General features: G+C 73.3%; 21 protein-coding genes and 1 pseudogene. 8 read left to right on the top strand and 14 right to left on the bottom strand.

The annotated features are described in order from the left end of the window. Positions 1-112: 112 nt before the first annotated feature. The gene (locus ACFZDL_RS34050; protein ID WP_353591433.1) at positions 113-1,393 is read left to right on the top strand and encodes a glycoside hydrolase family 18 protein; all 1,281 of its coding nucleotides are present in this window, start codon (positions 113-115) and stop codon (positions 1,391-1,393) included. A gap of 229 nt (positions 1,394-1,622) precedes the next feature. Beyond that, a complete protein-coding gene (locus tag ACFZDL_RS34045) occupies positions 1,623-2,855 on the top strand; it encodes a PP2C family protein-serine/threonine phosphatase (RefSeq protein ID WP_353591434.1) in 1,233 nt (410 codons plus the stop codon). 134 nt (positions 2,856-2,989) lie between these two features. On the opposite strand, the pseudogene ACFZDL_RS34040 reads toward ACFZDL_RS34045, so the two are convergent. Then, a pseudogene (locus tag ACFZDL_RS34040) lies at positions 2,990-3,580 on the bottom strand (sigma-70 family RNA polymerase sigma factor); the annotation flags it as partial. Positions 3,581-3,596: 16 nt separating this feature from the next. On the opposite strand from ACFZDL_RS34040, the gene ACFZDL_RS34035 reads away from it, so the two are divergent. Continuing rightward, on the top strand, positions 3,597-3,773 hold the full coding sequence (locus ACFZDL_RS34035) for a zf-HC2 domain-containing protein (protein WP_353591436.1): 177 nt from the start codon (positions 3,597-3,599) through the stop codon (positions 3,771-3,773). 129 nt (positions 3,774-3,902) lie between these two features. Here ACFZDL_RS34035 and ACFZDL_RS34030 read toward each other — a convergent pair whose 3' ends face one another. Further along, positions 3,903-4,556, bottom strand: coding sequence for a hypothetical protein (locus tag ACFZDL_RS34030; protein WP_353591437.1), 654 nt, complete (start codon positions 4,554-4,556; stop codon positions 3,903-3,905). 334 nt (positions 4,557-4,890) lie between these two features. On the opposite strand from ACFZDL_RS34030, the gene ACFZDL_RS34025 reads away from it, so the two are divergent. The 3 genes from ACFZDL_RS34025 (at position 4,891) to ACFZDL_RS34015 (ending at position 8,204) form a co-directional block, all read left to right on the top strand. After that, a complete protein-coding gene (locus tag ACFZDL_RS34025) occupies positions 4,891-6,231 on the top strand; it encodes a GAF domain-containing protein (protein WP_353591438.1) in 1,341 nt (446 codons plus the stop codon). A gap of 63 nt (positions 6,232-6,294) precedes the next feature. Beyond that, on the top strand, positions 6,295-7,818 hold the full coding sequence (locus ACFZDL_RS34020) for an aldehyde dehydrogenase family protein (RefSeq protein WP_353591439.1): 1,524 nt from the start codon (positions 6,295-6,297) through the stop codon (positions 7,816-7,818). Beyond that, positions 7,818-8,204: a DUF779 domain-containing protein gene (locus ACFZDL_RS34015; protein WP_353591440.1), complete on the top strand. Its 387-nt coding sequence runs from the start codon at positions 7,818-7,820 to the stop codon at positions 8,202-8,204. The genes ACFZDL_RS34020 and ACFZDL_RS34015 overlap by 1 nt, the downstream gene beginning before the upstream one ends. Before the next feature lie 61 nt (positions 8,205-8,265). Here the strand turns inward: ACFZDL_RS34015 and ACFZDL_RS34010 are convergent, their stop codons facing one another. The 5 genes from ACFZDL_RS34010 to ACFZDL_RS33990 all read right to left on the bottom strand — a co-directional run bounded on the left by ACFZDL_RS34010 (position 8,266) and on the right by ACFZDL_RS33990 (position 15,167). Then, entirely contained in the window at positions 8,266-10,470 is a 2,205-nt protein-coding gene (locus ACFZDL_RS34010) for an EAL domain-containing protein (protein ID WP_353591441.1), read from the bottom strand. Positions 10,471-10,784: 314 nt separating this feature from the next. Then, the gene (locus ACFZDL_RS34005; RefSeq protein WP_353591442.1) at positions 10,785-11,213 is read right to left on the bottom strand and encodes a DUF2267 domain-containing protein; all 429 of its coding nucleotides are present in this window, start codon (positions 11,211-11,213) and stop codon (positions 10,785-10,787) included. Continuing rightward, positions 11,213-11,674 carry an Hsp20/alpha crystallin family protein gene (locus ACFZDL_RS34000; protein ID WP_353591443.1) on the bottom strand — a complete coding sequence of 154 codons (462 nt, stop codon included), beginning with the start codon at positions 11,672-11,674 and terminating at the stop codon, positions 11,213-11,215. Before ACFZDL_RS34000 ends, ACFZDL_RS34005 begins: the two co-directional genes overlap by 1 nt. Before the next feature lie 35 nt (positions 11,675-11,709). Next, entirely contained in the window at positions 11,710-13,521 is a 1,812-nt protein-coding gene (locus ACFZDL_RS33995; RefSeq protein ID WP_353591444.1) for an FAD-dependent oxidoreductase, read from the bottom strand. Positions 13,522-13,763: 242 nt separating this feature from the next. Further along, a complete protein-coding gene (locus ACFZDL_RS33990; protein ID WP_353591445.1) occupies positions 13,764-15,167 on the bottom strand; it encodes a peptidase C39 family protein in 1,404 nt (467 codons plus the stop codon). A 218-nt stretch (positions 15,168-15,385) separates the two neighbouring features. Here ACFZDL_RS33990 and ACFZDL_RS33985 point away from each other — a divergent pair, with 218 nt between their 5' ends. Next, positions 15,386-16,051, top strand: a complete 666-nt coding sequence (locus ACFZDL_RS33985; RefSeq protein WP_353591446.1) for a hypothetical protein — start codon at positions 15,386-15,388, stop codon at positions 16,049-16,051. A gap of 425 nt (positions 16,052-16,476) precedes the next feature. Further along, positions 16,477-18,378 (top strand): AAA family ATPase, encoded by a 1,902-nt coding sequence (locus tag ACFZDL_RS33980; protein ID WP_353591447.1) that lies wholly within the window; start codon positions 16,477-16,479, stop codon positions 18,376-18,378. 32 nt (positions 18,379-18,410) lie between these two features. On the opposite strand, the gene ACFZDL_RS33975 is transcribed toward ACFZDL_RS33980, so the two are convergent. From ACFZDL_RS33975 to ACFZDL_RS33945, 7 genes are all read right to left on the bottom strand, one after another. Beyond that, complete coding sequence (locus ACFZDL_RS33975) at positions 18,411-19,520, bottom strand: hemolysin family protein (RefSeq protein ID WP_353591448.1); 1,110 nt, start codon at positions 19,518-19,520, stop codon at positions 18,411-18,413. Further along, positions 19,517-20,917: a hemolysin family protein gene (locus tag ACFZDL_RS33970; RefSeq protein WP_353591449.1), complete on the bottom strand. Its 1,401-nt coding sequence runs from the start codon at positions 20,915-20,917 to the stop codon at positions 19,517-19,519. Before ACFZDL_RS33970 ends, ACFZDL_RS33975 begins: the two co-directional genes overlap by 4 nt. A gap of 283 nt (positions 20,918-21,200) precedes the next feature. After that, on the bottom strand, positions 21,201-21,680 hold the full coding sequence (locus ACFZDL_RS33965; RefSeq protein ID WP_353591450.1) for a PH domain-containing protein: 480 nt from the start codon (positions 21,678-21,680) through the stop codon (positions 21,201-21,203). A gap of 43 nt (positions 21,681-21,723) precedes the next feature. After that, positions 21,724-22,572 (bottom strand): ATP phosphoribosyltransferase, encoded by an 849-nt coding sequence (hisG, locus tag ACFZDL_RS33960; RefSeq protein ID WP_353591451.1) that lies wholly within the window; start codon positions 22,570-22,572, stop codon positions 21,724-21,726. Positions 22,573-22,617: 45 nt separating this feature from the next. Then, entirely contained in the window at positions 22,618-22,902 is a 285-nt protein-coding gene (locus ACFZDL_RS33955; RefSeq protein ID WP_353591452.1) for a phosphoribosyl-ATP diphosphatase, read from the bottom strand. A 36-nt stretch (positions 22,903-22,938) separates the two neighbouring features. Further along, positions 22,939-23,412: a 6,7-dimethyl-8-ribityllumazine synthase gene (gene ribH / locus ACFZDL_RS33950; protein WP_353591453.1), complete on the bottom strand. Its 474-nt coding sequence runs from the start codon at positions 23,410-23,412 to the stop codon at positions 22,939-22,941. Between the two features lie 65 nt (positions 23,413-23,477). Then, the gene (locus tag ACFZDL_RS33945) at positions 23,478-24,797 is read right to left on the bottom strand and encodes a bifunctional 3,4-dihydroxy-2-butanone-4-phosphate synthase/GTP cyclohydrolase II (RefSeq protein ID WP_353591664.1); all 1,320 of its coding nucleotides are present in this window, start codon (positions 24,795-24,797) and stop codon (positions 23,478-23,480) included. Positions 24,798-24,833: the final 36 nt, after the last annotated feature.

The following is a 24,833-nucleotide window of genomic DNA, read 5'->3' as shown; positions in this document are numbered from 1 at the left end:
TCACTGGTCTAGTCCTTCTACGGTGCTCCCACCGTGCCCTACGCGTTCATGTCAAGTCATGGGCAGGTCGTCAGTGAGCACCACTTCCCCTCACCCCCACGGAGGAGAACCCATGCGCAGACCTCGCGGACCTCGCGGACTGCTCGGCGCCCTCGCGGCGCTGTGTACGGCGGTCCTGGCCGCCACGACGCTCGCCGGCCCGGCCGCCGCCGGCGAACCCCACACAAAGGCCGCGCAGGCCGCCAAGACCGCGGCAAAGGCCACCGCGGGCGCGAAGGAGGCCGCCGCGGGCAGCAAGGTGGTCGGTTACTTCACCGAATGGGGCATCTACCAGCGCAACTACCACGTCAAGAACATCGAGACCTCCGGGTCCGCCGCCAAGCTCACCCACATCAACTACGCCTTCGGCAATGTCACCGGCGGCAAATGCGCCATCGGCGACGCGTACGCCGACTACGACAAGGCGTACGACGCGGCGAGCAGCGTCGACGGCGTCGCCGACACCTGGGACGCGGGCGCGCTCCGCGGCAACTTCAACCAGCTGCGCAAGCTCAAGAAGCTGCACCCGAACCTGAAGGTGATCTGGTCCTTCGGCGGCTGGACCTGGTCCTCCGGGTTCGGCGAGGCCGCCAAGAACCCCGCCGCGTTCGCCCAGTCCTGCTACAACCTGGTCGAGGACCCGCGCTGGGCCGATGTCTTCGACGGGATCGACATCGACTGGGAGTACCCCAACGCCTGCGGCAACACCTGTGACTCCAGTGGCAGGGACGCCTTCAAGAACGTGATGGCCGCCCTGCGCGCCAAGTTCGGCAGCGGCAACCTGGTGACGGCCGCCATCACCGCGGACGCCTCCTCCGGCGGCAAGATAGACGCCGCCAACTACGCCGGCGCCGCGCAGTACGTGGACTGGTACAACCCGATGACCTACGACTTCTTCGGGGCCTGGGCGGCCCAGGGCCCGACCGCCCCGCACTCCCCCCTCACCTCCTACAACGGCATCCCGCAGCAGGGCTTCAACACCGACGCCGCCATCACCAAGCTCAAGGGCCTCGGCGTCCCGGCCTCGAAGCTGCTGCTGGGCATCGGCTTCTACGGACGCGGCTGGACCGGCGTCAGCCAGGCCGCACCCGGCGGGACGGCCACCGGCCCGGCCCCCGGCACGTACGAGGCGGGCATCGAGGACTACAAGGTGCTCAAGAACTCCTGCCCGGCCACCGGCACCGTCGCGGGGACCGCGTACGCGAAGTGCGGCAGCCAGTGGTGGAGCTACGACACGCCGTCCACCATCGCCGGGAAGATGAGCTACAAGCAGCAGCAGGGCCTGGGCGGCACCTTCTTCTGGGAGCTCAGCGGCGACACCTCGAACGGCGAGCTGATCAAGTCCATCAACTGACCCCCATCAGCTGACCCCCATCAGCTGACCGCTCCCGATCAGGAGCGCGGGGTGGGGGGCCGGGTATCCGGCCCCCCACCCCCCCTTTTTCGGCTCGGTTCTCCCCCAGCTACCGCTGGGAGGTGCCCCCGCCGGGGCGCTACAGCCCCTTCGGCTCACTCGCCGCTGGCTACAGTGCGGGACGCCGTGCGAGCCTTGAGTCCGTCCCGATCTGGAGGCGGAGGTTCCGGTGCCCTGGAGGGAGCGCACGCGCGCGTACACCAAGCGTGTCTTCGCCGTGCTGCTCGTCTATCTGGCGCTGATCGTCGTCGTCGACTCCATCACCCCCCGCTCGTTCCGCCTGGACGTCTTCGCCGCGCTGGCCCCGCTCGTCGCCGCGGCCGTCTGCACCTACCGCCAGACGCTGGTGCTCGGCCTGCTCGACCTCGTCGTCATGGCCGTCACCCACGGCGTCATCCCCGACAGCCTGGTCCCCCTCAACCGCGTCGCCTCCGTCCTCGGCAACACCCTCATGGTCGGGGCCAGCATCGCCGTCGCCCGGCTGCTGCGGGACCGCGAGGAGCTGCTGACCCAGGTCCGCGCCACCGGGGAGGCGGCCCAGCGCGCCCTGCTGCGCGAGCTGCCGCTGCGCAGCGGTGACGTGGTCGTGGACGGCTTCTATGTCTCCTCGCAGCAGGGCGCGCTGGTGGGCGGCGACATCTACGAGGTCGTCGACACTCCGTACGGGCCCCGGGTGCTGATCGGCGATGTGCAGGGCAAGGGGCTGCGCACCCTCGGGGCGGGGGCGGCGGTGCTGACCGCGTTCCGGGAGGCCGCGTACCACCTGCGGAGCCTGAGCGGCGGGGTGGACGCCATGGAGGTGGGGCTGCGCCGCTACAACGCCTCGCACGCGCGGGAGCGGAACGGGAGCGAGGAGGAGCGGTTTGTGACGGCCCTGGTGTTCGGGGTGGAGTGGGACGGTCCCGCCCCCGCGGCCGAATCCCCCGTCGAATCCCCCGCCGAATCCCCGGCGGCGCCCCCGGCTCGGCCCCCGGCGGACGCCCGGCCCGGCACCCCTGCCGACGCTGCCGATCCCATGGGCACGGCGCACCTCGTGCTGATCGACTGCGGCCACGTCCAGCCGTATCTGCTCCACGCCGACGGCACGGTCAGCGAGCTGGACTCGGCCGAGCCCGGTCTGCCGCTCGGCCTCGGCGATCTGACGGGCGCCCCGCGCCCCGTCCAGCGGGTCCCCGTGCAGCCGGGCACCCGGGTGCTCGCCTGCACGGACGGGGTGACCGAGGCGCGCTGTCCCACCGGGGAGTTCTACCCGCTGGCCGACCGCCTGAGCGGCTGGGCCCCGCTGCCGACCCCCGAGCTGCTGCGGCGGCTGAGAAAGGATCTGGACACCCATACGAAGGGGCGGCTCCAGGACGACGCGGCGGTGATCGTCCTGGAGCACGTCCCCGACCGGCCCGGCTAGCGGGAGCCCACCGGCTCGGGTACGGCGGGGCGGGCGGGCCGGCCGGACCGGGCCTCGCGGGCCGCGCGGGCCTCGCGGTCCGAACAGGCCGCGCGGGGCGGCCGGGCCGGCTCAGCCGCACCACCCGGCTCAGCCGCACCGGAAGCGGCCCGCTCCGCCGTCGCCAGCTGCTCGATCAGCGCCTCGCGGGCGCGGGCGACCCGGGAGCGGACCGTGCCCACCGGACAGCCGACGACGAGCGCGGCCTCGGCGTAGGGCAGCCCGAGCAGCTGGGTGAGGACGAAGACCTCGCGCCGGTCGTGCGGCAACAGGGCGAGCAGCTGGGTCAGGGCCACCGCCTCGTCGAAGCCGGTCTCCGGCGCCGTCCGGCGCTGGGCCCGCTCGGCCGCCGCCTGCCAGTCGTCGGTGTCGGCGGCCCGCGGCCTTGCCGCGTTGCGGCGCAGCCGGTCCACGACCGCCCGGCGGGCGATCGACAGCAGCCAGGTGCGTGCCGAGGATCTGCCCTCGAAGCGGGGCAGTCCGCGCAGCGCCCGCAGATAGGTCTCCTGGACGAGGTCGTCGGCCGAGTGCGGGTCGTCGCTGAGCCGGTGGACGTACCGCCACACATCGCGCCGGGTGGCGCGTACGAAGCGGTCCACGGCCTCGGGGTCGCCGCCGCGGGCGGCCAGCGCCCAGGAGGTCAGGGTCTCGTCGTCGCGGTCAGGCATCGCGGCCCTCCGCGGCATCGGGGACCATGAGGGGGTGTGCTGTGCTCAGTTCCGGGTCGCCGTGTCGGCCCGTGTCGACGGTGAGGCGCCGCCGCCGGAGGTCCCGGACGCGGCGCTCGACGCCCATCTGCTGGAGTGCGCGGAGTGCCGCCGCTGGGGCGAGCGGGCGCGGCGGCTGCGGGAGCTCGCGGCCGCTCTCGACGGGCCGTGACCGTGAGAGCCGGGGTACCGGCACGGGGGCCGGGGTACGGGCAGGGGTCATCGCCTGCGGTCCTTCCTGGAGTCCGGGCGGCCCGGCGGGCCGCCCGGTGACGTGGTGGGCCTGGAGGGCCGCCGTCCGTCACCGGACGGCGGCCCCGGGCGGCGGACCACGGGTGGCGATGACATGGGCGAGCAGCAGCAGCCGAAGCCGCTGAGGGCCGCCGGGGCGCCCGGCCTGGACGCGGGGCCGCGCGGGCACGCGCGGGGCGCCGTACAGCAGGGACAGCAGGGGCGCGAAGAGGCCGACGGCCAGGGTCCGCACCAGCCGGAACGCGGCCTGTTCGCCGCCGGAGAGCCACATCCCGCACAGCAGGGCGGCCAGCAGGTGCGCGGACCACATGCCGAGCGCGCCGTAACCCTGGCCCCCGGGCAGTGGCGCCGAGGCCATGGCGTCGTGGGCGTGGGCCATGTGGTGGGCGTGCCCGGACGGCATGGGCATGCGCATCGGCGCGGCTGCCCCCGCACCGGCACCGGCCATGGCGCCCTGCGCGAGCATGAACGCGACGTGGAGCGCGGTCTGCGCGCCCACGGTCGCGGCGACCACCGCCAGCGGCCCGCGCTCGCGCCCCGTCAGGCACCAGGCCGCGCCGCCGGTGACCGGCACGGCGGCGCCGATCACCCACCACGGGACGGCGGCCCCCGACATCAGGACGTGGCCGAGCGCCGCGAGCAGCACACAGACCGCTGCGAACACCGCGGCTCGCAGCGCCCGTAGCACGTGGCCCGCTCCCATCAGTCCCCTAGCATGCGGAAATCGCTTCTGACCGTGATAGACTCGCCACGCCCCGTAAGGGGACGGTTCGGGCTGGACCGCAACCTTCGAGTTGGAAGCCCCCTCCTTCGGGTGGGGAGCGGAGTCACGACGTGCACATCGTCGCATCCAGGTCGCCCCTGGCGCCGCCAGGGGCGCGGAAGTTGAGCATCTTGGGCGCGGACCGGCGCCGTCCCGGCTCTTGCGGGGCGGCCCGCGCGCGGGAGAGTGTGAGGAATCGGGGCGGCCGGTGCGGCTCGGCTCGCCCGCGCCGCCCATCGGCGATCTGACCGTCCGTGACCTCGAGTGAGGACCTGTGGGCAACCCCTGGCTGGCGATGGCGTCGGGCGCTGATCCGGCGGAGCGCGTCCGCGCGGTGCGCCGCGCCCATGAGGCGTTTGTGACCGAGGGGGCGGTCTCGGCGGCCGTCCGCCCGGTGGTGGCGGACTCCTGGCGGCGTTCGGCCAGAGCGCGGGTGGGCCAGGAGGGGCTGGCGCCGATCGACCTGGCGGACGCCGAGTTGGAGGCGTACCGCGCGGACCACCCGCTGGCCCGGGTGATGCCGCTGTTCCGCGAGTTGCTGGGGACCATCGCCCACGACGGCGCGCATCTGCTGGCGGTCTGCGACGAGCAGGGCCGGATGCTGTGGGTGGAGGGGCACGCGGGCGTACGGCACCGGGCCGAGCGGATGAACTTCGTGGCGGGCGCGCGCTGGGACGAGCGGCACGCGGGCACCAACGCGCCGGGCACGGCGCTCACCGTGGACCACGCGGTGCAGATCTTCGCCGCCGAGCACTACCACCGGGCGGTACAGCCCTGGACGTGCGCGGCCGCCCCGGTCCACGATCCGCACACCGGCCGGCTGCTGGGCGCGGTGGACATCACCGGCGGCGACCATCTGGCGGCCCCGCACAGCCTGGCCCTGGTCCAGGCGACCGCGCGGGCCGCCGAGGGCCGGCTGGCGGCCGAGGCGCCGCGCGCGGCGGGCCCGCGGACACGCCTGGTGGCGCTGGGGCGGGACGAGGCGCTGCTGCTGACGGACGGACGGCGGCTGCGGCTCGGGCCGCGGCACAGCGAGATCATGGTGCTGCTGGCCGCCCATCCGGAGGGCCTGAGCGGCGACCGGCTGGCCCTGGAGCTGTACGGGGAGCAGGCGGACCGGCTCTCCCCCGTGACCCTGCGCGCGGAGCTGTCGCGGCTGCGCCGCCTGGTGGGGCCGCTGCTGGGCTCGCGCCCCTACCGGCTGTGCACGCCGGTGCGGGCCGATGCGGCGGCCGTGACGGAGGAGTTGGCGGCCGGGAACGCGCATGCGGCGGCGCGCGCGTACGCAGGGCCGCTGCTGCCGTTGTCGGAGGCGCCGGGGGTGTGCCGGATGCGCCGGATGCTGGAGGAGGACGTCCGTCGCTCCGTGCTGGCCTGCGGCGATCTGGAGCTGCTGCGGTGGTGGGCCCGGACGCCGTGGGGCGAGGAGGACCTGGAGGCCTGCGAGGCCCTGCTGGCGGCCCTTCCGCGGCACGCCCCGGGCCGGGCGTCGCTGCTGCCCCGGGTGCGGCGGCTGCGCGCGGCGTACGGCCTGGCCGCCGACGGCCGCCCGTACAGCGCCGGCGCCGACGGGCCGGCGAGGCGCGCAACGTCCGTGCAACGTACCGGCCTCTAGCCTCGCCGGCGACGTACCACCGACCAAGACGGTGGCATACGACGAACACTGGGAGGGCCGCCCATGCCGCGCTACGCAGACCCGGGGTCCGAGGGCTCGGTCGTCAGCTATCAGCCGCGCTACGACCACTGGATCGGCGGTGAGTACGTACCGCCCAAGCAGGGCGGGTACTTCGAGAACCCGACCCCGGTCAACGGGCAGCCGTTCACCGAGATCGCCCGGGGCACCGCCGAGGACGTCGAGCGGGCCCTGGACGCCGCCCACGCGGCGGCCCCCGCCTGGGGCCGCACCTCGCCCGCCGAGCGCGCCTCGGTGCTGCTGAAGATCGCCGACCGCATGGAGGAAAACCTCGAAGCGCTCGCGGTCGCCGAGAGCTGGGAGAACGGCAAGCCGGTGCGCGAGACGCTGGCCGCCGACATCCCGCTGGCCATCGACCACTTCCGCTACTTCGCGGGGGCGATCCGGGCGCAGGAGGGCAGCCTCTCGCAGCTCGACGAGGACACCGTCGCCTACCACTTCCACGAGCCGCTGGGCGTGGTGGCCCAGATCATCCCGTGGAACTTCCCGATCCTGATGGCCACCTGGAAGCTCGCCCCGGCGCTGGCCGCGGGCAACGCGGTGGTGCTGAAGCCCGCCGAGCAGACACCGGCCTCCATCCACCTGTGGCTGAGCCTGGTCGCCGATCTGCTGCCGCCGGGCGTGCTCAACGTCGTCAACGGCTTCGGCGTGGAGGCCGGGAAGCCACTGGCCTCCAGCGCGCGCGTGGCCAAGGTCGCCTTCACCGGCGAGACCACCACCGGGCGGCTGATCATGCAGTACGCGAGCGAGCATCTGAAGCCGGTGACGCTGGAGCTCGGCGGCAAGAGCCCGAACCTCTTCTTCGACGACGTCTCGGCCGCCGACGACGACTTCCTGGACAAGGCCCTGGAAGGGTTCACCATGTTCGCCCTCAACCAGGGCGAGGTGTGCACCTGTCCCTCGCGCGCCCTGGTGCAGCAGGGCCACTACCGGGACTTCATGGCCGCGGCCGTGGCCCGTACGGAGAAGATCACCCAGGGCCATCCGCTGGACACCGACACCATGCTGGGCGCCCAGGCCTCCAACGACCAGCTGGAGAAGATCCTGTCCTATCTGGACATCGGCCGGCAGGAGGGCGCCCGGGTGCTGACCGGGGGAGCCCGCGCGGAGCTGGGCGGCGAGCTGTCGGGCGGCTACTACGTGGAGCCCACGGTGTTCGAGGGCGCCAACCACATGCGCGTCTTCCAGGAGGAGATCTTCGGTCCGGTGGTGGCGGTGGCCCCGTTCGCCGACTTCGACGACGCGATCAAGATCGCCAACGACACGCTGTACGGGCTGGGCGCCGGCGTGTGGACCCGTGACGGCACGACCGCGTACCGCGCCGGGCGCGCCATCCAGGCGGGCCGGGTGTGGACCAACTGCTACCACGCCTACCCGGCGCACGCCGCGTTCGGCGGCTACAAGCAGTCCGGCATCGGCCGCGAGACGCACAAGATGATGCTGGACCACTATCAGCAGACGAAGAACCTGCTGGTCAGCTACTCCCCCAAGAAGCTCGGGCTGTTCTGATGGCCGAGCCCGAGGGTGTCGCGGATTCCCGGGTCGCGAGGGTCGCGCTGACCCCGGCCGCGGCGGAGCTGATCCGGCGGCTGAGCGAGGCGCACGGCCCGCTGATGTTCCATCAGTCGGGCGGCTGCTGCGACGGCAGCGCGCCGATGTGCTATCCGCTGGGCGAGTTCCGCACCGGGGCGGCGGATGTGCTGCTCGGGTCGCTGACGGTGGAGGGCGTCGCCGAGCCGGTCGGGTTCTGGATGTCGGCCGAGCAGTTCGAGCGGTGGCGGCATACGCATCTGACGGTCGATGTGGTGCCGGGCCGGGGCAGCGGCTTCTCCCTGGAGGCCCCGGAGGGCGTCCGCTTCCTGATCCGCTCGCGGCTGCTCGACCCGCCGGGCTGACGCGGGGCGCGGCCCGCGGCGGGGGCCCGGGTCGGCCCCCGCCTCGGGCGCGGGCCCCGCGTCAGCTCGCGTCGGCCAGGGCGAGGGTGTGCAGGCGCTCGGGCGGGCCGGGGCGGGCGTAGTACCAGCCCTGGGCGGTGTCGCAGCCCAGGCCGCGCAGGCACTCGGCCTGGACCGCGGTCTCCACGCCCTCCACCGTCACCGTCAGGTCGAGGGTGTGGGCGAGCGAGACGATCCCCTCCACGATCTTGACGTCGACCGGGTCGATGGGGGCCCGCTGCATGCCCCGGGTGAAGGAGCGGTCGAGCTTGAGCGTGGAGACCGGCAGCCGGCGCAGGTACGAGAGGTTGGAGTAGCCGGTGCCGAAGTCGTCCAGGGCGATGTCCACGCCCAGGTCGGCGAGTTGGCGCAGCGGGCGCAGCGCGTCCTCGTCCACGCCGATCAGGTCGTTCTCCGTCACCTCCAGGCACAGCGCGCTCGGGCAAAGACCCGCGTCCTCCAGGACGGCCACGGTGTCGGAGACCAGGCTGGGGTGGCTCAGCTGGCAGGGCGAGAGGTTGACGTTGACCCGCAGCTGTCCGCCGGCACCGGCGCCGGCATCGGCGTCCCGCCAGTCGCGGGCCTGCCGGGCGGCCTGCTCCAGCACCCAGCGGCCGAGGGGCACGATGAGCCCGGTGTCCTCGGCGAGCGGGATGAACTGGTCGGGGCCGAGGACGCCGTGCTTGGGGTGGAGCCAGCGTACGAGCGCCTCGGCGCCGCGCACGGTGCCGTCGGCCAGCCGCACCAGGGGCTGGTACTCGATGAAGAACTCGCCCCGCTCCAGGGCGGCGGGCAGGCCGTTGGTCAGGCTGTGGCGCGCGATGACCCGGGCGTTGGAGTCGGCGTCGGCGAGCTCGTAGCGGTTTCCTCCGGCCGCCTTGGCCCGGTACATCGTGATGTCCGCGCTGCGCAGCACCTCGGCCCGGCCGAGCTCACCGGCCAGGCCGTCCACGACGCCGATGCTGGCGCGCACCAGCAGCTCGCGGCCGTCGACGCGGACGGGCTCCGCCAGGGCGTCGAGCATCCGGCGGGCGAGCGCGGTGGAGTCCTGCTGGGCCGTGGGTCCGGTGACCAGGGCCAGGAACTCGTCGCCGCCCACGCGCGCCAGCAGTTCGCCGGGGGCGGCCGCGCAGTCCCGCAGCCGCTCGGCGACGGCCTTGAGCAGCCGGTCGCCCGCGATGTGCCCGAGGCTGTCGTTGACCGATTTGAAGCCGTCCAGATCCAGGTAGCACACGCCGAAGCGCTCGGCGTCGGCCTCGCCGGCCAGCACCTTGTCCAGGCGCTCCAGGAACAGGGTGCGGTTGGGCAGCCCGGTCAGCTCGTCGTGGGTGGCCTCGTAGCGCAGCCGCTCGCGCAGCAGCCGGTGTTCGGTGACGTCCTCGGCGAGGGTGAGCTGGTACTGCGGGGCGCCGGAGGAGTCGCGGAGCAGGGTGACGGTGAGATTGGTCCACAGCACGCTGCCGTCGTCGCGGTAGTGGGGCTTCTCGACGCGGAAGTGGTCGCGCCGGCCGGTCACCAGCTCGCGGTAGATCTCGTGGACTCCGGGCGCGTCGTCGGGGTGGACGAACTCGTTGACGTTGCGGCCGGGGCGGAAGAAGTCCATGCCGCCGAACATCCGGGCCATGGCGTCGTTGACGACCAGGATCTCGCCGTCGAGGCCGCAGATCCCGACGCCGATGACCGCGCCCTCGAACACCGCCTGGAACTTGGCCTCGCTGGCGTGCAGCGCCTTCTCGGCCGCGGTGCGGGCGGCCTCGGCGGCGCGCGAGACGGCCTCGTGCTGGGCGCGCTCGCGCTTCCTCAGCTCGCGGACGAAACCGGCGGCGAGGGCGTGCTGCAGCCGGGTGCAGCGGGCCCGCGCCTCGTCCTCCGCCATGGGTCCGGCCGTCCGGCCGCCGGGCGGGCAGTGCTCCACCAGATGGCTGTCGATCGCGCCCAGGACCGCCGGCAGCACCTCGGGTTCGGTGCACTGCGCGTCCACCAGCGCGGCCCCGACCTCGTACGCCGGGGCGGTGTCGAACGGCTGGGAGCCGAGGGCGTCGCTCAGCCGGCGGGCCAGCGGTGCCAGGAGCGCCTCGAACTCGGCACGGGTCAGCGTCGTCGCCGCCACCGGGTGGACCGCGCGGCTCCAGATCTCGGCGAACCGTCTGATCCGGGCGTCCGCGGCCGCCGCGCTCTCCGCCGTGCTGTTTCTCGGTCTCCGCCCGCCGCCCGGCCCGGAGGTCATGTCGCGGGCCCCGCCGCGGCGAGGCCGTGATGAGCCGCCGCGTCCTCGCCCGTGCCGTCGTCGCCCTTCGGCCGCCAGTACACGTCCTGCACTTCCTCGCCCTCTTCCGGCTTCCGGGGCCGCCCTCAGGGTCGTCCGCGTCCTCGGGGAAGTGGAGCATGACGAATAGCGGCAGGGCAACCCGCTGCTGAGCCGAGATTACTGATCGGCCGTCCGTTGTGGAGCGTGAAGTGGAAATCACTAGTCCACTTCTTGGCCGTTTTCGGCGTCAGGAACGGAAAAGCCGGGAGAAGCCGGGCAATGATCCGGACGCGCTAAGGCATGACGGAGGCCAGCGACGACGGCAACCGCGCCTTCAGATCATTCCACTCGCCTTCGCTGACATGGTGCTCGAGGGCTTGCAGAACGGTGCGTACCAATTGCTCGGTGTCACCCTCGATCGCGTACGGGAAGTCCGCGCGGACCCGTCTGAAGAATTCCTCGCTGTTCATCTTCACCGGTGTGTGCGCGGGCCGCCACCCGTCGTAGTAGACGCCCCGCAACAAGGTCGGGAGCTGGGCGCCGAACTGCACGGCCTCGTCGACCGGGAGCCGGTCCCGCAGATGGTGCAGCACCGCGCGCAGGGCCGCGTACGACTGCTTACGGCGCTCCTTGGGCCAGCCGTAGGCCTCTTCGATCTCTTTCAGAAGCCGGTTGGCCTTGTCGACCATGGTGTCGAACGAGGCAAAGCCTGTCGCGACCATCACGGGCCCCCGCTCTCGCCCGCCTCGGTGATTTCGATGTGGCGGAGCTTGGTGGTCTCCGCCTTGGGGACGTCGATCGACAACACGCCGTCGGACATGCTCGCCTTGACGCCTTCGGTGTTCACTTCGCTCGGCAGCCGCATCCGGTACTCGAAGCGGCCGGTGCGGCGCGTGCTGCGGCGCAGGACGCCCTTGCGCTCCCGTTCCCCGATCTCCCCGGAAACGGCCAGTTCCGGCCCGCTCACCTCGACATCGACATCGTGTCGGTCGACGCCGGGGAGCTCGATCTGTACGTGGTAGGCCTCATCGGTCTCGGACACATCGGCGAACGGGGTCCAGGCCGCCAGGCCGGCGCCCGGCACCGCGCCGCCGACCGCGGATTCGAGCAGACCGCCCATCTGGTTGAGCAGATCGTCGAATTCGGCCATCGGGCTGCGTGCCCAGCCGCGCTGACGTTCCATCGCGCCTTCGTTTCGCGTTCGTCGGACGGGCATGCTCATCGCCCATCACCTCCGTCCTCTCGTTGATCCGCGGATGTGTTGTGTCCACCGTCCGGCTCGGGGGGCGGGCCGGGCGGAGCATAGGTGGCGAGGTGGTTGAGGTGTTCATGGGCGTGGTGGACCGCCATCGCCCCTTCGCCGACGGCGGAGACCACCCGCTTGACCGAGCCGCTGCGCACGTCGCCCGCCGCGAAGACCCCCGGCAGGCTGGTCTCCAGGGGCATACAGCCGCGGCCGTGGCCCTCCCAGACGCCGGGCCCCGCACGGGCCCGCGCCGGGGCGCCGGTCACCACGAAGCCCCGGTCGTCCAGGGCGAGGGAACCGGCCAGCCATGCGGTGCGGGGCACCGCCCCGATGAAGCAGAACAGCGCGCGGACGTCGAGCTTGCGCCGCTCGCCGGACAGGTTGTTCTCCACCACGACGGCCCGCAGCACGTCCTCGCCGATCACCTCGCGCGCCTCGGTGTTGCACAGCACCTTCACCCGGGGGTGGCGCTCGATCCGGTCGATGAGGTACCGGGACATCCTGGCCCTGAGGTCGGCGCCCCGGACCAGCAGATACGCGCGCGGCACATGGTCCGCGAGGAAGAGCGCCGCCTGGCCGGAGGAGTTGCCGCCGCCGACCACCGCGACCGGGTCGGCGCGGCACTGCCGTGCCTCGTGCACGGTGGCCGCGTAGTGGACGCTCGTCGACTCCAGGCGCTCGATCCCCGGCACGTCAAGGCGGCGGTACCGGGCGCCCGTGGCCAGGACGACGCCGCGGCCGGTCACCTCGCCGCCGTCGGCCAGGGCGACGCGGTACTGGCCGTCCTCCGGCACGAGCGCGGTGGCCTCCGCCGGGACGCGGACCGCCGCACCGAACTTGTGCGCCTGGAACACGCCCAGCTCGGCGAGTTCGGCGCCGGAGATCCCGGACGGGAAGCCGAAGTAGTTCTCGACCCGGGACGAGGTGCCGGCCTGGCCGCCGGTGGCGATCGCGTCCAGCACGGCGGTGGACAGCCCCTCGGAGGCCCCGTAGACGGCGGCCGCGAGCCCGGCCGGGCCGGAGCCGATGACCAGCAGATCGCAGCGGTCCCGCTCGACGGCCGGCGAGGCCAGCCCGATGTGCCGGGCCAGCTCGGCGTCGCTGGGGTTGCGCAGCAGCTCCCGCGCCCGCCAGATGACGATCGGCGTCTCCTCGGGCCTGACGGAGAAGCGCCGCAGCGCCGCCTCGGTCTCCTGGTCCGCCTCCAGGTCGATCCAGCGGTGCGGCAGCCGGTTGCGCGCCGCGAACTCGCGGAGCCTGCCGGTGTCCGGCGAGTAGCGGGAGCCGATGATGCAAAAGCCCGCGCCGGCGCCGACGAGCAGGGCGCGGCGGGCCAGGTGGGCGCGCAGGACGAGATCGCCGAGAAGGGGGTCGCGGGCGACCAGGACGCGCATCCGGTCGACCGGGGCGGACAGGATCTCCCCGGCCTCGCGGGCCCGGGTGGTGGCGAAGGCCGCCTGACCGCTGAGCAGCCCCACCTCGCCGAGGAAGCGCCCGGGGCCGTGGACCCGCAGGACCCGCTCCCCGGGGCCGCCGAAGTCCTCGACCACGGCCACCGAGCCGCTGAGGACCACGATGAACTCCGTGGCCCGCTCGCCCTCGTTGATCAGCACCTGCCCGGGCTCGACGGGGATGCGGCGCCCGTGGGCGGAGAGGAGCCCGATCTGCTCCTCGTTCAGCCGCGGGAACGCCCCGTACAGGTCAGGGGTTTCGAACGGGACCGCCTCGCCGGGGGTCTCGTCCCCGGCCGGCCTGCCGTCGGGTGCCCGGTCCTCGCCGGTCATCGGGCGGGCGCCCCGTGGGGAGGCCGGAACAAGGGCGGCTCGGGCTGGGTGGCCATGGACATTCACCCTTCCTCGCACTGCGGGCGACGACCTCCCCCTGTCCAGGATGGGCAGCCGGGAGGCCGCCCGCACCTCGGATCATGGCCGGGGCGGTGGCAGGGCAGGTCGGGAAGGGGCGGAGGGCGGGAGTGGAGGGCGGCGCCCGGGGCCCGGAGGGCCGGGGCCGGGCGCCGCCGGCGGGCTCAGCGGATGCCCAGCTCCAGCAGGGTCCGGCGCTGGCTCGCGGTCGGCTTGGCCGGGAAGTACAGGTAGCACACGCCACCGGTGCCGGAGGCCACCTTGCCCTGGGCGTTGTAGCGCTTGGTGCGCAGCCAGATGTTCTCGAACTCGCGCCGCTTGTAGACGTGGCGGACCGCCGCGTTGTCGGCGGACGCCGGGTCGCCTGCGATGACGTCGCCGTCGGCGGTGAAGCCGATCACGGTCATCAGATGGCCCGCGGTGCCGTAACCGGCCCCGGTCAGCTCCTCCTTGAGGAAGGACTGGGAGGTGATCACCGGGATGCCGGCGGCGATCAGCTTCTCGGCGTCGTTGAGCGAGCCGAGCCGGGTGACCACGCCCTGCATATCGCGGTACGTGGCGGCGTAGGCGGCGTTGAACGGCCAGTTGCCGCAGCCCTCGTACTGGTAGTCGAAGGTGTACCGGGCGGCGTGGCAGACCTGCGGGTCGGCGTAGTCGGGGTTGACCCAGGCCAGGTCCTCGGCGGTGGGCTTGCGGCCCCAGTACTCCACGATCATCTGGGACGAGGTGGGGCTGCACCACGCCTCGCCGCCGTTGTCGTACTCCGGGTACTGGCCCTTGTGGATCTCCTGCGAGTAGCGCGGCACGGGCAGCTCCCGGCCGCCGGCCAGGCCCGGGGTGGAGGCGGGCACCTCGAAGCGGTCGGGGACGTCGGAGCCCATCGCGCCCACGCGCCAGACCTTGGGCGTCAGACCGCTGCCGGGCTTGCGGTAGAGGGTGAGCCGCACCCGGTACGAGGCGAGCCGCAGCCCGCTCGCCGGGTCGTCGACGGCGAAGGTGTCGGTCCACACCGAGCTCTTGCCGTCGCTCTGGTCGTCGACCGAGGTCCGCCGGATGGAGTCGGTGCCGTCCCCGGACGTCCAGCGGCCCATCACGTACCAGGGGGTGTCGGTGCCGTCGGTGTAGGTGCCCTTCAGCTCGACCTGGATCCAGGTGGAGGCCGGGGTGCGGGCGTTCCAGGAGACGATCGCCTCGGTGGCCGGGTGGGGCAGGGTCTGCCTGGGGGAGGTCCAGGTGCCGTACTCCCAGGCGGCGGTGGTGCCGGTGTGCGGATCGGTGTAGTCGGCGGTGCCCGCGGGGCGGGAGATGACCACGCCGGGGCGGGCTCCGTCCTCGACGCGGACACCGTCGCCCGCTCCGGCCCGCCAGTCGGCTCGGCTGGTCCAGCCGTGGTAGCCGATGGCGGGGGCGGCGGCTCTGCGGGCGGGCCGGGCCGCCGGGCGCGCCGCCTCGGCGGCCGCGGCGGCGGGTGCCGCGGCTGACGAGGCCAGCGCGGTCGCCCCGGTGACGGTGAGGGCGGCGGCGAGCACGGTGCGGCGAGGTGTGAATCCGTCTCCGGATCTGGTCATACGGGGTTCCCCCAGTCGTCGTCCGGGTGGGCCGCGGGTGCGCGACAGTCGCACAACTATGGCCGCTGCGAATGGCTTCAGGCCAGTGATTCCCGGCGCGGCACCGTATCAATATTGGTGTGGACCATTGGAGTGAAGCAGGGCGGGCGCGGGGTGCGGACGGAGCCGGAAAACGGCGGCGAGGCCGGCTTGGGGCGGCGGCCGTAAGGTGGTCGGCGATGGACCTCTCTCGTACCGCCACCGCCCCGTCCGCCCCGCTCGGCCCGCCGGCCGGCCCCGACGCGCTCGACGCGCTGGCCGGCCGGCTGCGCGCCCTGCCGCCCTCGTGCGGGCCGGTGCGGCTGGTCGCGGTGGACGGGCACGCGGGGTCGGGCAAGACCACCTTCGCCGGGCGGCTGGCGGCGGCGCTGGGCGGCGCCCCCGTCCTGCACACCGACGACCTCGCCACCCACGAGGAGCTGTTCGCCTGGACCGGGCGGCTGCGCGAGCAGGTCCTCGCCCCCTTCGCCCGCTGCGCCGCCGCCCGGTACGCGCCGTACGACTGGGTGGAGCGCCGCTTCGCGGCCGGCCGGCGGCTCGCCCCGGCGCCGGTGGTACTCGTCGAGGGCGTGGGCAGCGGCCGCCGCTCCCTGCGGCCGTATCTCGCGCGTCTGCTGTGGATGGAACTGCCCGACGCGGAGTCCTGGCGGCGCGGACAGCTGCGGGACGGACCGGAGATGTCCACATTCTGGGACGGCTGGCTTCTCGCCGAGCGCGCGCATTTCGCTGCGGACCCCTCGCGCCCATATGCCGAAACCCTGGTAGTACAGCGACCAGAGGGGTACGAGTTGCTGACGGGACCCGCCGTGGCGACCCGAACCTCCCCTCGGCCTCACTCAGCGTAACCGCGAGCGTCCGGGTCGCGTCCGATCGGCGTTCCGGACCCGCGACGCGCGCCCCAACTCGGCTTGACCCGGGGCCCATACAGGTCTTACGTTCTCAATGTGCGACTCGTACGAGTCGTCCCACATCGCGAAGCCCCCGGTTGTTCCCCCGTGATCGGGGGCTTCGTCTTGTCCGGGAGCCCCTTCGGAGGTCTCCCGGAGGTCCCTTTCGGCCGCTTTTGCTCCGCACCCCCCTCACCCTCGGTGACCAGCGTCTTCCGGCCTTTCGCGCCCCGTCCGCGCCCCCGCGCACGCCGCCCTGCCAGGCAAGTTGGACACGAACAGCCGTGCGGCACCCTCGGCCCGTGCGGCCTGCGCAGGTACGATGCGAAAACGGGGCAGCCGCCCCTGCGGCAACCACGGGGGCAGGGTTTGTGGGGGACGTGATGGATTTCGGCACGCAGAGTTCGCACGCCCCAGCCGATCTCGCCTGGCTGCGCGCCGTCGACGCCTACACCATGGGCGCCTACGCGCAGGCCGAGGACGAGTTCCGGGCCGCGGTGCGGCACGACCCCGCAATGGCCGACGCCTGGCTCGGACTGCACGCGCTGCGCGCCGACACCACCACCGCGCTGCTGCGGATGTACCGGCACCGCGACCGCTTCGGCGAGCAGCGCGCCCGCCACCACCGCACCCTGAACTCCTGGTACTGGCTGGGCTGGTGGGTCCAGCCGGTGCTGGAGACCAGCCGGGACCTGCTGCTCGCGCACGCCTCCCACTGGCTCGACGGCCGCCACGTCCCCGAGCTCGACCGGGCCCTGGCCGGCTGCCCGCCCGTAGAGGCCGATCCGCAGGCGCGCTTTCTGCACGCCTGCCGGGCCTATCTGGTCAAGGACTGGGAGCAGCTGGTGCGGCACACCGAGCCGCTGCTGGACGACCCGTTACTGGGCATCGAGGCGGGGCTGTTCGGCGGAATGGCCCGGGTGCGCCTCGAGATGTTCGGCCAGGCCGAACCGCTGCTCGCCGCCGCCCTGATGCGCTGCCGCAGCGAGCAGCCGCAGCGCAAGGAGCTGCGCTACTGGCTGGCCCGGGCCCACGAGGGCACCGGCCGCAGCGCCGCGGCGCTCCCCCTCTACCGCGCGGTGCACCGCATCGACCCGACCTTCATGGACACCTCGGCCCGGCTGGCGGCCATAGCCGAGGGCGACGGCCTGGACGAGACCGCGGACCTGGCCGCCGTGTCGCTCGCCGGACTCGGCAGCCAGGACGCGGCCGAGGGCCGCGACGCCCCCGCCGCCGACCCCGACCCGCTGGTCGCGGCCGACCCGCCGGACGGCCGCGAGCTGCGCACCACCGGCCCTGACCCGGAGGGCTCGCCGCTGGTGGGCTCCCCCGTGGTGGCCGCCGACGGCCCGCGCGAGCGGGCCGGTGTGCCCCCGCAGCCCGGCCCCTCCGACCCGGTCCTGCTGGAGAACGCGCTGCAGGAACTGGAGCGCATGGTCGGCCTGGAGCCCGTCAAGCGGCAGGTGCGGGCGCTGTCGGCACAGCTCCACATGGCCCGGCTGCGCGCCGGGCAGGGCCTTCCGGTCCAGCCGCCCAAGCGGCACTTCGTCTTCTCCGGCCCCTCCGGCACCGGCAAGACCACGGTCGCCCGGATCCTCGGCCGCGTCTTCTACGCGCTCGGACTGCTGGGCGGCGACCATCTGGTGGAGGCCGGGCGCGCCGACCTGGTCGGCGAGTACCTGGGCCAGACCGCCGTGAAGGCCAATGAGCTGATCGACTCGGCGCTCGGCGGGGTGCTGTTCGTGGACGAGGCGTACTCCCTGTCCAACTCCGGCTACAGCAAGGGCGACGCCTACGGCGACGAGGCGCTGCAGGTGCTGCTCAAGCGCGCCGAGGACAACCGCGACCGGCTCGTGGTGATCCTGGCCGGCTATCCCGAGGGCATGGACCGGCTGCTGGCCGCGAACCCCGGCCTCGGCTCGCGCTTCACCACGCGCGTCGACTTCCCCAGCTACCGCCCGCTGGAGCTCACCCGGATCGGCGAGGTCCTGGCCGCCGAGAACGGCGACATGTGGGACGAGGAGGCGGTGGAGGAGCTGCGCTCCATCAGCGGACACGTCGTGGACCAGGGGTGGATCGACGAGTTGGGCAACGGGCGGTTCCTGCGGACGCTGTACGAGAAGAGCTGCGCGTACCGGGATCTGCGGCTGTCCGGGTGGACGGGGACGCCCACCCGGGAGGACCTGGCCACGCTGCGGCTGCCGGATCTGATGCAGGCGTACGGCGAGGTCCTTTCGGGCCGCGGCCCCATGTACCGCGACCCGCAGGACCCACCGCTGGAGTAGCCCCCCGGCGGGGCCCGGGCGGGTGTCCCCGCTCAGCCGACCATCGCGCGCTCCTCCGTCGAAGCCGACGGCGCCGCCTCGGCCCGGGGCTCGCTCACCCGGTCGCGGGTGCCGCCCCGGTGGGAGGGGTCGCGCACCTCGCCGACCAGCATCTCCAGGACGTCTTCCAGGGCGACGAGCCCCAGCACCTTGCCCGAGGCGTCGGCGACGGCCGCCAGATGCGCGGCCGCCCGCCGCATCACGGTGAGCGCGTCGTCCAGCGGCAGCTCCGCCCGCAGCGTCCCGATCGGGCGCCACACGTGCTGGGGTACGGCCCGCTCCCGGGCCTCCAGGTCAAGGACGTCCTTGACGTGCAGATAGCCCATGAAGGCCCCGCCGGCCCCGCGCACCGGGAAGCGGGAGTAGCCGGTCCGCACGGTCAGCTCCTCGATCTGCCGGGGCGTGACCGAGGGGTCGACGGTGACCAGGCCCGCCGGGTCGAGCAGCACATCCGTGACCGGGCGGCTGCCCAGCTCCAGGGCGTCGGCCAGCCGCTCGTGCTCTCCGGGGTCGAGCAGCCCGGCCTGCCGGGAGTCCTCGACGAGATGGGTCAGCTGCTCGCTGGTGAACACGGCCTCGACCTCGTCCTTGGGCTCCACCCGGAACAGCCGCAGCACCAGCCGGGCGCAGGCGCCGAGCAGCGCGGTGACCGGCCGGCACAGCCGGGCGAAGGTGACGAGGCCGGGCCCGAGCCACAGCGCGGTCTTCTCGGGGGCGGCCATGGCCAGGTTCTTCGGCACCATCTCGCCGATGACCAGGTGCAGACAGACCACCACAGCCAGCGCGATGGCGTAGCCGAGGGGGTGGACAAGCCCGCCGGGCAGATGGAGGGCGTGGAAGACCGGCTCCAGCAGGTGTGCGATGGTCGGCTCGGCGACCGCGCCGAGCGTCAGGGAGCAGACGGTGATGCCGAACTGCGCGGCCGCCATCATCTGCGGCAGGTTCTCCAGGCCGGTGAGCACCGTACGGGCGCGGGCCGAGCCCTCGGCCGCGCGCGGCTCGATCTGGCTGCGGCGGACGGAGACGAGGGCGAACTCGGCGCCGACGAAGAAGCCGTTGGCGAGGACCAGGAGAGCGGCGAAGAGAAGTTGGACCAGGCTCATCGTTCCGCCCCCCGGGCGTCGCCACCGGCGGCGGCGCCGCTCGCCGTGAGTGTGCCGGTGGCGGCGGCCGCCCCGGCTCCGGTGCCGGTGCGTATGATCCGCACCCGCTCGGCCCGGTGGTGTCCGACCTGCCGGACCGACAGCTTCCAGCCGGGCAGCTCGGTGGCGTCACCGACGGCCGGGATCCGCCCGAGGAGGTCGGCGACCAGCCCGGCCACCGTCTCGTACGGCCCGTCCGGCGCCTCCAGGCCGATCCGGCGCAAGGTGTCGACGCGGCAGCCGCCGTCGGCCTCCCAGGCGGGGCGGCCGTCCTCGGCCGCGGCCGGCGTCAGGTCCGGGGTCTGCGCGGCCTCGTCGTCGTGCTCGTCGCGCACCTCGCCGACCAGCTCCTCGACGATGTCCTCCAGGGTGACCACGCCCGCCGTGCCGCCGTACTCGTCGACGACGACGGCTATCGGCTGCTCGCTGCGCAGCCGCTCCAGGAGCGGCTGGACGGGCAGCGTCTCGGGGACGAGCAGCGGGGGCTGGGCGATCCGCGCGACCGAGGTGCGCAACCGCTCCTCCGAGCGCACCCCGAGGGCGTCCTTGAGGTGCACCATGCCGACCACCTCGTCGAGGCGGTCGCGGTAGACGGGGAAGCGGGAAAGACCGGTCGCGCGGGTGAGGTTGAGCACGTCCTCCGCGGTCGCGGAGGACTGCAGGGCGCTGACCCGCACGCGGGGGGTCATCACATGCTGGGCGGTCAGCTCGCCCAGGGAGAGGGTGCGTACGAACAGGTCGGCGGTGTCCTGCTCGATCGCGCCGGCCCGCGCGGAGTGGCGGGCCAGGGAGACCAGTTCGTCGGGGGTACGGGCGGAGGCCAGCTCCTCGGTGGGCTCGACGCCCAGCGCCCGCACCAGCCGGTTGGCGACCGTGTTGAGCAGGGCGATGACCGGGCGGAAGAAGCGGGCGAAGGCGTACTGCGGCCCGGCGACGAACCGCGCGACCTGCAGCGGCCGGGAGACGGCCCAGTTCTTGGGCACGAGCTCGCCGACGACCATCTGGACGGCGGAGGCGACCAGCATGCCCACGACGACCGCGACACCGGAGACGGCGCCGTGCGGCAGCCCGGTGGCGGTCAGCGGCGGGGTCAGCAGTTCACCGAGCGCCGGCTCGGCGAGCATGCCCACCACCAGCGAGGTGATGGTGATGCCGAGCTGGGTGCCGGAGAGCTGGAAGGACAGCTCGCGCAGGGCCTCGACGACGGTGCCGGCCCGGCGGTCGCCCTCGGCGGCGGCCCGCTCGGCGTCCGGCCGCTCGACGGTGACCAGGCCGAATTCGGCCGCCACGAAGAAGCCGTTGGCGAGGATCAGGACGAGTGCTGCGGCGAGCAGCAGGAGGGACAGGGTGGTGCTCATGCCGCCGCCATCGGTCGATGAGGGGCGGCGCAGGTACTACAGGACGATCCGTCCATCTCTGGAGGGAGTCACTCCTCGGGTCGCAGGGGCCTGCCGGGGTGCGCACAACGGCGCGCGGACAGGTGGTACGGGCCGGGGCACGGGCAGCGCCCCGGCAACAGGGTAATCAAGGATCGGGCTTTCCGGGCAGGCCCCGGGACCCGGACAGGGCCGATCGGGCGGCCTTCAGCTGTCGGACGCTTCTTCGGCGCTCCGCCTCCGGGGCGCCCGCGGCCCCTTCGGCTCACTCGCCCGAGGCGCCCGTGCCGTGCTTCTCGGCCAGGGCCCGCAGTGCGCGTGCGTCACTGATGGCGCGGGCCTTGGCGATACCGGGCTGGATGCCCATCGCGGGCAGGCTGGTGCCGTCGGAGAGGTCCAGGTAGACCCACGGGTCCCCGGGCCGCAGATTGACCCGGAGGACCTCCGCCCACGCCAGCCGCCGCTTGGTCGTCAGGTTGACGACGGTCACCCCGCCCGCGTCGGCGACCACTTTGGGCCGGCTGAGCAGCGCCAGCACGCCGAAGAACAGCAGACCGGTGAAGACGAAGCTGAGCTTCTCCCCCGGGTTCAGCCGCTCCAGCAGCAGTGCGACCGCCGTGAGGACGACGACCACGGCGACCCCCGTGGTCAGCAGAACGGCCCGGGTGCGGGTCGGCCGGAAGGTGACGGGGAGGGCGGGGAGCCCGGCAGAGGGCTGCGCGGGCGCCGGCTCGGGGGCGGACACGTGGTGTGGGTCTCTCCGTGAGAGGAACGGTGGGTCTGGTGGCTCAGAGGCGGCAGGCGTGGATGCCGGTGGTCAGGATGGCCCGCGCCCCCAGGTCGTACAGCTCGTCCATGATCCGCTGGGCGTCCTTGGTGGGGACCATCGAGCGGACCGCGACCCAGCCCTCGTGGTGCAGCGGGGAGACGGTGGGCGACTCGAGGCCTGGGGTGAGGGCCACGGCCCGCTCCACCTGCTCGACGCGGATGTCGTAGTCCATCATCACGTAGCGCCTGGCCACCAGGACACCCTGCATCCGGCGGAGGAACTGCTGGACCTTGGGGTCGTCGGCGGGGGCGCCGGTGCGGCGGATGACGACGGCCTCGGACTCCAGGATCGGCTCGCCGATGATCTCCAGACCGGCGTTGCGCAGGGTGGTACCGGTCTCGACGACATCCGCGATGATCTCGGCCACACCGAGCTGGATGGCGGTCTCGACGGCTCCGTCGAGGTGCACGACGGCGGCGTCGACGCCGTTGTCCGCGAGGTGCTTGGTGACCAGGCCGGAGAAGGAGGTGGCGACCGTCATGCCGCCGAACTCGCTGACGTCCTTCGCCGTGCCGGGGCGGGTGGCGTAGCGGAAGGTGGATCCGGCGAAGCCGAGCTGCATGATCTCCTCGGCCTGGGAGCCGGAGTCGAGCAGCAGATCACGGCCGGTGATGCCGATGTCCAGGCGGCCGGAGCCGACGTACACGGCGATGTCGCGGGGGCGCAGGAAGAAGAACTCGACGTCGTTCTCGGAGTCGACGAGCACCAGTTCCCTGCGGTCCTTGCGCTGCCGGTAGCCCGCCTCATGGAGCATCGCCGACGCAGGCTCGGACAGTGAACCCTTGTTGGGGACGGCGATGCGCAGCATGAGACCTTTTTCCTTACGTGGGCGAGGGTTGGGGCGAAAGCGTGCTCAGAGGTGAGCGTAGACGTCGTCGAGGGTCAGGCCCCGGGCGATCATCATCACCTGGAGGTGGTAGAGGAGCTGCGAGATCTCCTCGGCGGCCGCGGCGTCGCTCTCGTACTCCGCGGCCATCCACACCTCGGCGGCCTCCTCCACGACCTTCTTGCCGATGGCGTGCACGCCCGACTGGAGCAGGTCGGCGGTGCGGGAGGTGGCGGGATCGGCCGTGAGGGCCTTCTGCTGAAGCTCGGCGAAGAGCTCCTCGAACGTCTTCTTGGGCATGATGTCCGTCATCCTACTGGGGCCGCGGTGGGCGGCCGGGCGCCAGGGCTAGGTGAGCGACCGCAGCGTGACGGCGGTGGCGACGGCCGCGGTGACGGCCTCGTGGCCCTTGTCCTCGCTGGAGCCTTCCAGCCCGGCCCGGTCCAGGGCCTGCTCCTCGGTGTCACAGGTCAGCAGGCCGAAGCCGATCGGCACCCCGGTGTCCACGCTGACCTGGGTGAGGCCCTGGGTGACGCCCTGGCACACATAGTCGAAGTGCGGGGTGCCGCCGCGGATCACGACGCCCAGGGCCACGACCGCGTCGAAGCCGCGGTCGGCGAGGGACTTGGCGACCACCGGCAGCTCCCAGCTGCCCGGCACCCGCAGCAGGGTCGGCTCGTCGATGCCCAGCTCGCGCAGGGCGCGCCGCGCCCCGTCGACGAGGCCGTCCATCACCTGGGCGTGCCACTGGGCGGCCACCACGGCCACGCGCAGGCCGCCGCTGTTCTCCACGGTCAGCTCGGGGGCTCCCTTACCGCTCACGTCTGCATCTCTCCTTGGTACGGGTGTTGCTCTGGTGCGGGTGTCGCTGGTGGTACGGGCCGCGGCTACTGGTTGCCGCAGGCGGACATCGGCTGGGGGCGGCCGCTCTCCAGCCACGGCAGGTCGTGGCCCATGCGGTCGCGCTTGGTGCGCAGATAGCGCAGGTTGTGCTCACCGGCCTGGACGGGCATCGGCTCCCGGCCGGCGACCCGCAGCCCGTGCCGGACCAGGGCCGCGGTCTTCTCCGGGTTGTTGGTCATCAGGCGCAGCGAGCGCACGCCGAGGTCGAGGAGGATGCGGGCGCCGGCGGCGTAGTCGCGGGCGTCGGCGGGCAGGCCGAGTTCGAGGTTGGCGTCGAGGGTGTCGCGGCCCAGCTCCTGCAGCTCGTACGCGCGCAGCTTGGACAGCAGCCCGATGCCGCGGCCCTCGTGGCCGCGCAGATAGACCACCACGCCGCGGCCCTCGGCGGTGATCCGCTCCAGGGAGGCGTGCAGCTGGGGGCCGCAGTCGCAGCGCTGCGAGCCGAGGACATCGCCGGTCAGGCACTCGGAGTGGATGCGGACGAGGACGTCCTCGCCGTCGCCGATGTCGCCCTGGACGAGGGCGATGTGCTCGACGCCGTCGGTGGTGGAGCGGTAGCCGTACGCCTGGAAGTCGCCGAAGGCGGTGGGCAGCCGGGTCTCGGCCTCGCGCCGCACGGTGGGCTCGATCGCCCTGCGGTAGGCGATCAGGGCCTCGATGGAGATGATCGCCAGCCCGTGCCGGCGGGCGAAGGAGACCAGTTCGGGCAGGCGCAGCATGGTGCCGTCCGCGCCCGCGATCTCGCAGATCGCGGCGGCCGGGCGCAGCCCCGCCAGCCGGGCGAGGTCGACGCCGGCCTCGGTGTGGCCGTCGCGGGTGAGCACGCCGCCGGCGCGGGGGCGCAGCGGGAAGATGTGGCCGGGGCGCGCGAAGTCGTCCGGGGCGCTGTGCGGATCGGCCAGCAGGCGCAGGGTGGTGGACCGGTCGGCGGCGGAGATGCCGGTGCCGACGCCGTGTTCGGCGGTGGCGTCGACCGAGACGGTGAAGGCGGTGCGCATGGACTCGGAGTTGTCCTCGACCATCTGCGGCAGCCGCAGCCGGTCGAGGTCGGCGGCGTCCAGGGTGGCGCAGATCAGCCCGCGGCACTCGCTCATCATGAAGGCGACGATCTCGGGGGTGGCCTTCTCGGCGGCGACGATGAGGTCGCCCTCGTTCTCCCGGTCCTCGTCGTCGACGACCACGACGGGGCGCCCGGCGGCGATCTCGGCGATGGCCCGCTCGACGGAGTCGAGCGCCACCTCGTCGGGCCATTCGGAGGCGTTCTGCGGGCTCGGGACGGCCTGCACGCTCTGCACGGGGGTCATGTGTCGCTTCCTGCTGTTCCTGCTGTCCGTGGGCTC

The sequence above is a fragment of the Streptomyces sp. NPDC007917 genome (genome assembly GCF_042959105.1).
In the GTDB taxonomy this organism is placed as follows: domain Bacteria; phylum Actinomycetota; class Actinomycetes; order Streptomycetales; family Streptomycetaceae; genus Streptomyces.
The sequence above is the reverse complement of the archived record's forward strand: the minus strand, read 5'-3'. Positions and strand labels throughout refer to the sequence as shown.

Bases quoted from the DNA above. Each gene is read 5' to 3' on its own strand.
- ACFZDL_RS33945 (WP_353591664.1), bottom strand. From the start codon at position 24,797: ATGACCCCCGTGCAGAGCGTGCAGGCCGTCCCGAGCCCGCAGAACGCC.
- ACFZDL_RS33975 (WP_353591448.1), bottom strand. From the start codon at position 19,520: ATGAGCCTGGTCCAACTTCTCTTCGCCGCTCTCCTGGTCCTCGCCAAC.
- ACFZDL_RS33955 (WP_353591452.1), bottom strand. From the start codon at position 22,902: ATGACGGACATCATGCCCAAGAAGACGTTCGAGGAGCTCTTCGCCGAG.
- hisG (WP_353591451.1), bottom strand. From the start codon at position 22,572: ATGCTGCGCATCGCCGTCCCCAACAAGGGTTCACTGTCCGAGCCTGCG.
- ACFZDL_RS34010 (WP_353591441.1), bottom strand. From the start codon at position 10,470: ATGACCTCCGGGCCGGGCGGCGGGCGGAGACCGAGAAACAGCACGGCG.
- ACFZDL_RS34000 (WP_353591443.1), bottom strand. From the start codon at position 11,674: ATGGAACGTCAGCGCGGCTGGGCACGCAGCCCGATGGCCGAATTCGAC.
- ACFZDL_RS34020 (WP_353591439.1), top strand. From the start codon at position 6,295: ATGCCGCGCTACGCAGACCCGGGGTCCGAGGGCTCGGTCGTCAGCTAT.
- ACFZDL_RS34030 (WP_353591437.1), bottom strand. From the start codon at position 4,556: ATGGGAGCGGGCCACGTGCTACGGGCGCTGCGAGCCGCGGTGTTCGCA.
- ACFZDL_RS33995 (WP_353591444.1), bottom strand. From the start codon at position 13,521: ATGACCGGCGAGGACCGGGCACCCGACGGCAGGCCGGCCGGGGACGAG.
- ACFZDL_RS33990 (WP_353591445.1), bottom strand. From the start codon at position 15,167: ATGACCAGATCCGGAGACGGATTCACACCTCGCCGCACCGTGCTCGCC.
- ACFZDL_RS33980 (WP_353591447.1), top strand. From the start codon at position 16,477: ATGGATTTCGGCACGCAGAGTTCGCACGCCCCAGCCGATCTCGCCTGG.
- ACFZDL_RS33970 (WP_353591449.1), bottom strand. From the start codon at position 20,917: ATGAGCACCACCCTGTCCCTCCTGCTGCTCGCCGCAGCACTCGTCCTG.
- ACFZDL_RS34050 (WP_353591433.1), top strand. From the start codon at position 113: ATGCGCAGACCTCGCGGACCTCGCGGACTGCTCGGCGCCCTCGCGGCG.
- ACFZDL_RS34005 (WP_353591442.1), bottom strand. From the start codon at position 11,213: ATGGTCGCGACAGGCTTTGCCTCGTTCGACACCATGGTCGACAAGGCC.
- ACFZDL_RS33985 (WP_353591446.1), top strand. From the start codon at position 15,386: ATGGACCTCTCTCGTACCGCCACCGCCCCGTCCGCCCCGCTCGGCCCG.
- ACFZDL_RS34015 (WP_353591440.1), top strand. From the start codon at position 7,818: ATGGCCGAGCCCGAGGGTGTCGCGGATTCCCGGGTCGCGAGGGTCGCG.